The organism is Brevundimonas sp. (assembly GCF_029945885.1).
In the GTDB taxonomy this organism is placed as follows: domain Bacteria; phylum Pseudomonadota; class Alphaproteobacteria; order Caulobacterales; family Caulobacteraceae; genus Brevundimonas.
The window spans coordinates 109,981-120,948 of sequence record NZ_JAQSDK010000035.1; the positions used below are offsets into that span (position 1 = coordinate 109,981).

General features: G+C 67.7%; 8 protein-coding genes and 2 tRNA genes. 8 read left to right on the forward strand and 2 right to left on the reverse strand.

The genetic code is table 11. From position 1 onward, the window contains the following. The first annotated feature begins 28 nt into the window (after positions 1 to 28). The 6 genes from PSV00_RS13070 to metG all read left to right on the forward strand — a co-directional run bounded on the left by PSV00_RS13070 (position 29) and on the right by metG (position 8,668). Positions 29 to 1,621, forward strand: a complete 1,593-nt coding sequence (locus PSV00_RS13070) for a carboxyl transferase domain-containing protein (RefSeq protein ID WP_300447945.1) — start codon at positions 29 to 31, stop codon at positions 1,619 to 1,621. A 44-nt stretch (positions 1,622 to 1,665) separates the two neighbouring features. Beyond that, positions 1,666 to 2,574, forward strand: a complete 909-nt coding sequence (locus PSV00_RS13075) for an enoyl-CoA hydratase-related protein (RefSeq protein WP_300447947.1) — start codon at positions 1,666 to 1,668, stop codon at positions 2,572 to 2,574. A gap of 38 nt (positions 2,575 to 2,612) precedes the next feature. Next, positions 2,613 to 4,751, forward strand: coding sequence for a biotin carboxylase N-terminal domain-containing protein (locus tag PSV00_RS15330; RefSeq protein WP_366944671.1), 2,139 nt, complete (start codon positions 2,613 to 2,615; stop codon positions 4,749 to 4,751). Between the two features lie 305 nt (positions 4,752 to 5,056). Next, on the forward strand, positions 5,057 to 5,455 hold the full coding sequence (locus tag PSV00_RS13090; protein WP_300447949.1) for a DUF1489 domain-containing protein: 399 nt from the start codon (positions 5,057 to 5,059) through the stop codon (positions 5,453 to 5,455). Positions 5,456 to 5,527: 72 nt separating this feature from the next. Continuing rightward, positions 5,528 to 6,889, forward strand: coding sequence for an MATE family efflux transporter (locus tag PSV00_RS13095; RefSeq protein ID WP_300447951.1), 1,362 nt, complete (start codon positions 5,528 to 5,530; stop codon positions 6,887 to 6,889). 66 nt (positions 6,890 to 6,955) lie between these two features. Beyond that, positions 6,956 to 8,668: a methionine--tRNA ligase gene (gene metG, locus PSV00_RS13100; protein WP_300447953.1), complete on the forward strand. Its 1,713-nt coding sequence runs from the start codon at positions 6,956 to 6,958 to the stop codon at positions 8,666 to 8,668. On the opposite strand, the gene PSV00_RS13105 is transcribed toward metG, so the two are convergent. Both PSV00_RS13105 and rlmB read right to left on the reverse strand, forming a co-directional pair. Further along, a complete protein-coding gene (locus PSV00_RS13105; protein ID WP_300447954.1) occupies positions 8,665 to 9,528 on the reverse strand; it encodes a TerC family protein in 864 nt (287 codons plus the stop codon). The genes metG and PSV00_RS13105 overlap by 4 nt on opposite strands. 46 nt (positions 9,529 to 9,574) lie before the next feature. Then, positions 9,575 to 10,462, reverse strand: a complete 888-nt coding sequence (gene rlmB / locus PSV00_RS13110; RefSeq protein WP_300447955.1) for a 23S rRNA (guanosine(2251)-2'-O)-methyltransferase RlmB — start codon at positions 10,460 to 10,462, stop codon at positions 9,575 to 9,577. A gap of 145 nt (positions 10,463 to 10,607) precedes the next feature. Here rlmB and PSV00_RS13115 point away from each other — a divergent pair. Further along, a tRNA-Tyr gene (locus tag PSV00_RS13115) sits at positions 10,608 to 10,691 on the forward strand. 87 nt (positions 10,692 to 10,778) lie between these two features. Then, a tRNA-Gly gene (locus tag PSV00_RS13120) sits at positions 10,779 to 10,852 on the forward strand. The last annotated feature ends 116 nt before the right edge of the window (positions 10,853 to 10,968 follow it).

Genomic DNA, 10,968 nt, shown 5'->3' on the forward strand with positions numbered 1-10,968 from the left:
GGGCGCGGAACCGACCTAAACCAGCCCCATGCCCAAGCTGACGTCAGCGGTCGATCCGCACAGTGAGGCCTTCAAGGCCCTTCATGCCCACAACAGCGCCCTGGTCGCGGCACTGCGTGACAAGGTGGCCCGGGCGGCCCTGGGCGGGTCCGAAAAATCCCGCGACCGCCATGTGGCCCGCGGCAAGCTGCTGCCCCGGGACCGGGTTGAACGTCTGCTGGACCCGGGGTCGCCCTTTCTCGAGGTCGGCCAACTGGCCGCTGACGGCATGTATGACGACGCGGCCCCCGGCGCGGGGATGATCTGTGGCGTCGGCCGGGTCTCGGGCCGGGAGGTGATGATCGTCGCCAACGATCCGACGGTGAAGGGCGGGGCCTATTTCCCGATGACGGTGAAAAAGCATCTCCGGGCGCAGGAGATCGCCGAACAGAACAACCTGCCGTGCGTCTATCTGGTCGATTCGGGCGGAGCCAACCTGCCGCACCAGGCCGAGGTGTTTCCCGACCGCGATCATTTCGGCCGCATCTTCTTCAACCAGGCACGGATGTCGGCCAAGTCGATCCCGCAGATCGCCTGCGTGATGGGCAGCTGCACCGCCGGCGGGGCCTATGTCCCGGCCATGTCGGACGAGAGCGTCATCGTCCGCAACCAGGGCACCATCTTCCTGGCCGGCCCGCCGCTGGTGAAGGCCGCCACCGGCGAGGTCATCTCGGCCGAGGATCTGGGCGGGGCCGAGACCCACGGCCGCAAGTCCGGCGTGGTCGACTATGTGGCCGAGAATGACGAACACGCCCTGGAGATCGTGCGCACCATCGTCGACAGCCTGAACACGGTGAAGCGGGTCGAGATCGATGTGCGCGAGCCGCGCGCCCCGGCCTTTGACGCGGACGAATTGTACGGCCTGATCCCCGACGATGTGCGCGCGCCCTATGACGTGCGCGAGGTCATTGCCCGGCTGGTCGACGGGTCCGAGTTCGACGAGTTCAAGGCCCTGTACGGCACCACCCTGGTGTGCGGCTTCGCCCGCATCTGGGGTTATCCGGTCGCCATCCTGGCCAATAATGGCGTGTTGTTTTCCGAGAGCGCGCTGAAGGGCGCGCATTTCATTGAACTGGCCTGCCGGCGCAAGATACCGCTGGTCTTCCTGCAGAACATCTCGGGCTTCATGGTCGGCGGCAAATACGAGGCCGGCGGCATCGCCAAGGACGGGGCCAAGCTGGTCACCGCCGTCGCCTCGGCCGAGGTGCCGAAATTTACCGTCCTGATCGGCGGCAGTTTCGGGGCCGGCAACTACGGCATGTGCGGCCGGGCCTTCGGCCCGCGCTTCCTGTTCACCTGGCCCAACAGCCGGATCAGTGTGATGGGCGGGGAACAGGCGGCCGCCGTGCTGGCCACGGTCCACCGCGACGCCGACAGCTGGACCCCGGAACAGGCCGAGGCCTTCAAGGCACCGGTCCGTCAGAAATATGAGGACGAGGGCAACCCGTACCATGCCACCGCGCGATTGTGGGACGACGGGGTCATTGATCCGGCCCAGACCCGCGATGTGCTGGGGCTGGCGATTTCGGCCTCATTGAATGCGCCGGTGAGCGAAACCACCTTTGGCGTGTTCCGGATGTAGGACTGCCCCCTCCCGGCCGGGAGGGGATCAACTGAGGATAGGCTATGACTGACCGCAACACCCCCACCGAGGCCGACCTCAACGCCCTGGACGTCACCGACGCCGAGGCGGCGAAGATCAATGCCATCGTCCATCCGCTGCTGGCCGATCCGGCCCCGGACGCCGATGACCGGCTGGTGCAGATCCGCTCGACCGCCGCGGGCATCGTCTTCATCACCATCAACCGGGCGGCGAAGAAGAACGCGTTCGACGCCCACACCGTCGCCGCCCTGCATGAGGCCTTCGAGACCCTGCACGGGGCCGACCACATTCGCGCGGTCTTCATCCGCGGCGCGGGCGGTACCTTCAGCGCCGGGGCCGACCTGCAATGGATGGCCGATGCCTCCGGCTGGTCCGAGAGCGAAAACCGCGAGGATGCCATGGGCCTGGCGAAGATGCTGAAGGCCCTGCACGACATCCCGGCCCTGACTGTGGCCCTGGTCGAGGGCGCGGCCATGGGCGGCGGCGCGGGCATCGTCGCCGCCTGCGACATGGCCGTGGCCGTCCGCGGGACAAAATTCGCCTTCTCCGAGGTCAAGCTGGGCCTGATCCCCGCGACCATCGCCCCCTATGTGGTCGAGGCTGTCGGCCCGCGTTGGGCCCGGGCCCTGTTCCTGACCGGCAATCTGTTCGACGCCGACCATGCCGCCCGGATCGGCCTGATCGATACGGTTCTGGCCGACGCCGACAGCATTGACGGCTATGTCGCCTGGGTCACCGAGGGGCTGGAGACCAGCGCGCCCGGGGCCATGGGCGATGCCAAACGCCTGGTCCATCACGTCGCCGGTCACCGCATCGACCATGCGTTGATGGAAGACACCGCGCACCGCATCGCCCGGGCCCGCGTCTCGGTCGAGGGCCAGGAAGGCGTCCGCGCCTTCCTCGACAAGCGCAAGCCGCGCTGGGCTGAGTGACAGTGGCGCGGGCGGGCACCGCACGCTAGGAACGGCTCATGTTCAAATCCGTTCTGGTCGCCAATCGCGGCGAAATCGCCTGTCGTGTGTTCCGCACCGCCCGCCGCATGGGTATCCGGACCATCGCCGTCTATTCCGAGGCTGACGCCAAGGCCCTGCATGTGCGCGAGGCGGACGAGGCGGTGCTGATCGGGCCGGCGGCGGCGCGTGAAAGCTATCTGGACGCCGGCAAGGTGCTGGCTGCAGCGAAGGCGACCGGGGCCGAGGCCATCCATCCTGGCTACGGCTTTCTGAGCGAGAACGCCGACTTCGCCGAGGCGGTGATGGCGGCCGGGATCATCTGGATCGGCGCGCCCCCGGCCGCGATCCGCGCCATGGGGCTGAAGGACGCCGCCAAGACCCTGATGATCGCCGCGGGCGTGCCCGTCACCCCCGGCTATATGGGCGAGGACCAGTCGCCCGACCGGCTCAAGGCCGAGGCCGACGTCATCGGCTATCCGGTCCTGATCAAGGCGGTGGCGGGCGGCGGCGGCAAGGGGATGCGGCGGGTCGATGCCGCCGACGCCTTCCTTGATGCCCTGGCCTCCTGTCAGAGGGAGGCGGCCTCCAGCTTCGGCGACGACCGGGTCCTGATCGAGAAATACATCCTGTCGCCCCGCCATATCGAGGTTCAGGTGTTTGGCGACGCCCACGGCGAGGTCGTGCACCTGTTCGAACGCGACTGTTCGCTGCAGCGCCGCCACCAGAAGGTGATCGAGGAGGCCCCGGCCCCCGGCATGGACGCGGCGACGCGGGCGGCGGTGACGGCGGCGGCGGTCAAGGCGGCCAAGGCCGTGAACTATGTCGGGGCGGGGACCATCGAGTTCATCGCCGACGGGACCGAGGGCCTGCGGGCCGATCGTATCTGGTTCATGGAGATGAACACCCGGCTGCAGGTCGAACACCCGGTCACCGAGGCCATCACCGGCGTCGATCTGGTCGAATGGCAGTTCCGCGCCGCGGCGGGCGAGCCGGTGCCGCTGAAGCAGGCTGACATCGCTATGACCGGCTGGGCCATGGAGGCGCGGCTGTATGCCGAAGACCCGGCGAACGGCTTTCTGCCCTCAATCGGCAAGCTGGAGCATTTCGTCCTTCCTGAGCCCTCCCCCTTGAGGGGGGAGGGTTGGGTGGGGGTGGAGGCACCCCTTTTGGTAGAGGTTCGAGAGACTCCGGCGGAGTCTCCGCGGCCCACCCGCAGCAGCCTGCCTCCACCCCATCCCCCGACCCCTTCCCCCTCGAGGGGAAGGGGAGCGTCCTTGCGGATCGATACCGGGGTGGAGGAGGGGGGCGAGGTCAGCCAGTTCTACGACCCGATGATTGCCAAGCTGATCGTCCATGCGGAGACGCGGGAAGAGGCCGCCGAGGGGCTGGCGGAGGCCTGTGCCGGGGTTGAGGTCTGGCCGGTCAGGACCAATGCCGGGTTCCTGGTGCGCTGCCTGGAGCATCCGCGTTTCATCGCGGGGGATGTGGATACGGGGTTCATCGGGGCGGAGGAGGCATCTCTGGCGGCCGCCCGGCCATCGACCAAGACAACCGCGGCGGCTCTGGCGACCGTGGGCCTCCGGGCCGATGAGGCCCTGCGCGCCAACGAACTGTCGCCGTGGACTGATGGCCTGTTCGCCTTCCGCATGAACGGCGAGCCCCATACGCCGGTCGTCCTCTATCGCAACGGCGAGCGGGTCGAGGGCCTTCTTTCCGGCGACTATCGCGGCGGGGCGCCGCGCCATTCAACCTTCGACGTCCACCTGGAAGGCGAGGCCTATCAGGCGATTGGCACGCCCGCCTATGTCTTCGTCGATGGCGAGCAGGTCTCGGGCGCCGACACCGGCGATGGCAGGGTCGTTGTCTTCGAAGAGGGCGACGCCTTCGAGTTCTCGCCCCGCCTGCGAGGCGGCTCAGGGAGCGGCACCGCCTCCGACGGCGCCCTCCGCGCGCCCATGCCCGGCAAGATCGTCGCCACGCCCGCCAAACCCGGCGACACGGTCACCAAGGGCCAGCCGGTCGTGGTGCTGGAGGCCATGAAGATGGAGCATGCCCTCGTCGCCCCGTTCGACGGGGTGGTGGGCGAGGTGGCCTTCGCCGTCGGGGATCAGGTGGCGGCGGATGCGGTGCTGGCGACCGTCGAGGGCAGCGACTGATCAATAAGGTTATTAAATACAGAAACTTGTTCGCTGTACCTGCCCCGCCCTGTGATTGCGGCGGCTGAGCCGGTTGCACTCGGAAAAAAACGGGTGCAATGCGTGCAAGTCGCTGATTTTTCTGGATTTGATTTGCACTTTTTCGGACTCCATGAGTCCAACGGATTTGACCCTCTCCCATGGGGAGAGGGTGATCGTAGTGGCCCCTACAGACCCGTCCCGCGTCGCCTTGCCCGCCCCACCCTGTCGCTGCTTCGCATCGACGACCCTCCCCCGAAGGGGAGGGAGATGATAGTGCGACGTCCATGCCTCTCCACATGATCAAGCTCTGTGTCGGCGTCGCCAAGGTCGAGACGCTGGAACGCCGCGCGGCCAAGGGGGACTGGCTGACCGTCAACACCCGGATGACGCCCAAGCGCGCGACCGAGCTGGAGGACGGCGGGTCGCTGTTCTGGGTCATGAAGGGCTCGGTCACCTGCCGGATGCCGATCCTCGACATTTCGACGAAGGGGGAGGGCAAGGCGTCGATGTGCCTGATCAAGCTGTCGCCCGAGGTGGTGCGCACGGCCCCGCAGGCCCGGCGGCCGTTCCAGGGCTGGCGCTATCTGGAGCCGAAGGACGCCCCGCCGGACCTGTCCACCCTCGACCCCGGTGACCTGCCGGACGACCTGGCCAAACACCTGCGCGCGATGGGGGCCTGGTAAAGGTCCCTTCTCCCTCAGGGGGAGAAGGATCGTGTTGACGCCGGACCCGGGTCGTGGCCTTTGCCGCCTCCGATGATCGCCCTCAGCGCCAAGACCCGTACCGCCATTCGCGACCTGCTGACCCTGGCATGGCCGGTGGTGCTGGCGCGTATCGGCATCATGACCATGGGGCTGACCGATGTGATCGTGGTCGGCAACTGGTCGGCGCGCGAGCTGGCCTACAGCTCCCTGGCCCTGGCCCCCGTCACCATATTCGTCACCACGGCCGTCGGGCTGATGATGGGCGTCCAGGTAATGACCGCCCGCTATCTGGGCGAGGGCCGACGGCACGAGGTCGGCGGCGTGTTCCGGCGCGGCATGGCCTATGGGCTGCAGCTGGGCGTGGCCTCGATGCTGGCCATGATCGTGTTCGGCCCCTGGGCCCTGCGTCACATGGGTCTGGCCGACGGTCTGGGCGAGGGGGCCTCGCCGGCCCTGATCGTCTTCGCCCTGTCGATGCCGGGCTATCTGGTCAGTGTTGCGGCGCAATTTTTTCTGGAGGCCCTGCACCGGCCCAAGGCCGGGATGTGGGCCATGTGGGTGGCCAATGGCGTCAATCTGGCGCTGAACCTCGTGCTGGTGCCGGACCTGCTGGGCCTGGGCTTCAACGGGGCGGTGGCCTCGGCCTGGGCCACCTTCGGCGCGCGCACCGCCCTGGCCGTGTTCCTGATCGTCTATATCGTCCGCCTGCCCGAGGCCCGGGCCCTGGGTGTGTTCGCCCGCCCCGCCCGCAACCGCACGGCCGAGCGCGAGCAGCGCAAGGTCGGCTACGGGGCCGGCTCCAGCTATTTCATCGAGGTCGGGGCCTTCGCCGCCATGACCTTCATCGCCGGCCAGCTGGGCGCGCTGGAGACCTCCGCCTGGACCATTGTGCTGAACGTCACCGCGATCATCTTCATGGTGCCGATGGGGCTGTCGGCGGCCGCGGGGGTGATGGTCGGCAAGGCCTATGGCGAGGGTGACGGACGCGGCGTTCTGCGCGCCGGACTGGTCGGGATCGGCGTGGTCTCGGTGATCGGCTTCGCCATGGCCCTGGTCGTCTGGCCGGGGGCGGGCCTGATCGCCAGCGCCTACAACCGCGATCCGGTCCTGCTGGCCGTGGTCGTGCCGGCCCTGGTGCTGACCTGCCTGTTCTTCGTCGCCGACGGCATCCAGGTCGTGGCGGCCCAGATCAATCGCGCCGCCGGCGACGTCTGGTGGCCGACGATCATGCATTTCGTCGCCTATGGCGGGGTGATGATTCCGCTCGGCTGGTGGCTGGCCCACCGGATCGGCGTCAACGGCCTGGTCTGGTCGGTGATCATCGCCAGCCTGTTCTCGTCCGTGTTGCTGACCGGGCGGTTCCTGCGGGTGGCGCGACGCCTGCCGCAGCGGGTCGAGCCGGCCCCCCTGTAACGACGGGGCTTGGCCGCGGGGGGCGGTCCTCTCTATATGGACGCCTTCCCGAACGTCTGGACTCCCATGGCCCGTATCCTCATCACCTCTGCGCTGCCGTACATCAACGGCATCAAGCATCTGGGGAATCTGGCCGGATCCATGCTGCCCGCCGACGTCTGGGCCCGGTTCAAACGCGCCCAGGGGCATGAGGTCCTCTATATCTGCGCCACCGACGAGCACGGTACCCCGGCCGAGCTGGCCGCCGCCGCCGCCGGTCAGGACGTGCGCACCTATTGCGATGAACAGCACGAGATCCAGCGCAAGGCGGGCGAGGCCTTCGGTCTGAGCTATGACTGGTTCGGCCGCTCGTCCAGCGCGTCCAATCGCCGGCTGACCCAGCATTTCGCCGCCGCCCTCGAGGCCAATGGCCTGATCGAGGAACGGGTCGACCGGATGATCTATTCGATCGACGACGCCCGCTTCCTGCCGGACCGCTATGTCGAGGGCATCTGCCCCCACTGTGCCTATCCCAGCGCCCGTGGCGACCAGTGCGACAACTGCGGCCGTCTGCTGGATCCGACCGATCTGATCGAGCCCTATTCCGCCGTGTCAGGTTCGCGCAATCTGGAGGTTCGCGACACCCGCCACCTGTATCTGCTGCAGACCAAACTGGCCGACCGCATCCGCGACTGGATCGACTCGCGCATCGACTGGCAGACCCTGGCCCGCTCGATCGCGCTGAAGCATCTGGACGAGGGGCTGATCGACCGCGGCATCACCCGGGATCTGAAATGGGGGATCCCGGTGGTGGGTCCCGACGGCGGACCGCGCCCGGGCATGGAGGGCAAGGTCTTCTATGTCTGGTTCGACGCGCCGATCGAATACATCGGTGCCACCGAGGAATGGGCCGAGGCCAACGGCCTGACCTGGCGCGACTGGTGGCGCACCGACGAGGGGGCCGACGACGTTCGCTATGTCCAATTCATGGGCAAGGACAATGTCGCCTTCCATACCGTCAGCTTCCCGGCCACCATCCTGGGCAGCGGCGAGCCGTGGAAGACGGTCGACACCCTGAAGGCCTTCAACTGGCTGAACTGGTACGGCGGCAAATTCTCGACCAGCCAGAAGCGCGGCGTCTTCATGGACCAGGCGCTGGAGCTGCTGCCGGCCGACTACTGGCGCTGGCGGCTGACCGCCTATGGGCCCGAACATGCCGACTCGGCCTTCACCTGGGAGGATTTCCAGGCCTCGACCAATAAGGACCTGGCCGATGTGCTGGGCAATTTCGTCAACCGGATCGTCAAATTCACCGAAAGCCGCTTCGACGGCGTGGTGCCCGGGGGCGGGGAGCCGGGTCTGGTCGAGGCCCAGCTGGAGACCGATATCGCGGCCGGCATCGCCGAGGCCACGGCCCAGCTGGAAGCCATGGAGTTCCGCAAGGCGGCCCAGGCCATCCGTGCTGTCTGGGTGCTGGGCAATGAATATCTGCAGGTCGCCGCGCCGTGGACCGCCTTCAAGACCGACCCGGTGCGGGCGGCGGTGGGTGTGCGTACCGGACTGAACCTGGTGGCCCTGTTCGCCCGTCTGGCGGCCCCGATCATGCCGTCCAGCGCGGCGCGGATCGCCGCCACCGTGGGCGAGACCGATCTGAGCTGGCCTCTGGCCACCGACGACCTGCTGGACCGGCTGCCGCGCGGCCAGACGGTGGCGGCGGCCGAGGTGCTGTTCCGCAAGATCGAGGACGCCCAGGTGGCCGAATGGGCCGAACGTTTCGGCGGCGACGAGGCCGAAGCCTAGGCGACCGGCTCGGGCGCGGCCGGCACCGTTCCGGCGTCCGGTGCTGCGCGCGCTGCCGGCGCGATCACCTCGACCGACGGCGTCACCGGCTCGGCCTCGTCGTCGGCACCGCGGCGGTGTTTGGCGGCTTCCTTCGGGGTGATGTCGAGGAAGGCCGGTGCTGAGGCATTGAAAGCATCCATGCGGTCGGTGCGCACGATCACTGACCGGGCTCCGTCCCAGATCATGTGCAGGGCGACGTACAGGACGATGACCAGGCCGATATAGCCGATCCAGCGGAAGCGGTTCAGCATCCGGGCGATGAAGCTGGCCGCCAGACCCATCAGGGCGATCGACAGGATCAGGCCGAACACCATGATCCACGGGTGGGCATGGGCCGCCCCGGCCACGGCCAGCACATTGTCGAGCGACATGGTGACGTCGGCGATCATGATCTGCAGCAGGGCCGCGCCGAAGGTCTTGCGCTTCAGGCCCAGGGCCTCGGGCGTCGGACCGCCGCCGTGGTGGACCGACAGGGCGGCCTCCATCTCGACCGCGGCCTCGGCCTGGTCATGGGTGGCCTGTTCGCGCATCTCGCGCCACATCTTCCAGCAGACCCACAGCAGCAACACCCCGCCCGCCAGCAGCAGGCCGATGATGGCCAGCAGCTGGACGGTGATCAGGGCGAAGCCGATGCGCAGCACCACGGCGGCGGCCAGGCCGATCAGGATGGCCTTGCGCCGCTGTTCGACCGGCAGGGCAGCGGCGGCCAGACCCACGGCGATGGCGTTGTCGCCCGCCAGGACCAGGTCGATCATCATCACCTGGCCGAGAGCGGCGGCCTGGCTGGCGAGTTCAGGGGAGCTGAGAAATTCGAACATGATGCGCTGTTAGGTCAGGAGGGATGGAGGGACAAGTCGCCCGGGCTCAGACGGGGCGCTGGGCCCGGGTGACTTCATACAGGGCCACGGCGGCGGCGTTGGAGACGTTCAGGCTTTCGAACCCGCCGGGCATGGGAATCCGGGCCAGGGTGTCGCAGTGTTCGGCGACCAGGCGACGGATGCCGTCCCCTTCGGAGCCGAGCACCAGAACGGTCGGGCGCGAATCAAGCACCGTCTCCAGGGTCTCGTCCGAATTGCCGTCGAGGCCAACCGCGCGCCAGCCGTGTTCGGCCAGGGTCTCCAGCGCGCGCGACAGATTGGTCACCCGGGCGCAGGGCAGGCGTTCGGTGGCACCGGCGGCAGCCTTGGCCAGGGCCCCGGCGAGGGCGGGGGAGTGCCGGTCCTGGACGATAATGCCGCGCGCCCCGAAGGCCAGGGCCGAGCGGAAGATGGCCCCGACATTCTGTGGATCGGTCAGCTGGTCCAGCATGACGATGACGCCCTCGGCCGGTTCGGCGATGTCGTCCAGGGCCACGCCTTCCAGCGGCTGGACCTTGAACACCAGCCCCTGGTGCACGGCACCGGCGGGCAGCATCCGGTCAAGCAGTTGCGGCTCCATCACCTCGACCACATGGCCGTGGGTCAGGTTATCGCGTTCCAGTTCGACGGCGCGGTCGGGACTGGCCAGCAGCCGGCCCATACCCTGACGGGCGGGATTGGCGAGGGCGGCCAGCACCGGATGTCGACCCCAGACGAAATTGTCGGCGTCGACCTTGCCACGCGAGGGGCGCGGGGCGGCCGGGTTGAAGGCCTTGGTTGGGGGATTGGGGTTCCAGCCGCCTTTGCGTGGCGCATCGGAGACCTCCGGCGACTTGCCCCGGAAGCCCGGCTTTTTACCGGTTTTCCGGTCGTTGCGTTCTCGATTTTGCGACACTATAAGACGCCCTCCGATTTGGAGCCCTGAGGCTTTCGGGTCCGGCGCACCCTGTATCGCAGGCAGCGCCGGAGACCGAACGCTTTTGTTGCTTTGGCCACCGAAAGGTTGCCGGGGCTTTGGTCCGACGGTTCGAAACGCGCTTGGGGGAATGTCCCGAGTGGCAAAGGGGGGGGACTGTAAATCCCCTGCGTAAGCTTCGCAGGTTCGAGTCCTGCTTCCCCCACCACGCGCTTTTCGAGACGACGGGTCCGGCGACGAAGAGGGTCGGCGGCGAAGGTCAACCGGGCGACCGGGCGACTGACGCCGTCTCCGTGCGGGTATAGTACAATGGTAGTACAGCAGCCTTCCAAGCTGAATATGTCGGTTCGATTCCGTCTACCCGCTCCAGATTTTTGAACTGAGCAGAAGCGCCCCTCCAAACCGGACCCGGGCCACCAGGAGTTTGGCGATGGCCAAGGAAAAGTTCGAACGTAACAAGCCGCATTGCAACATCGGCACGATTG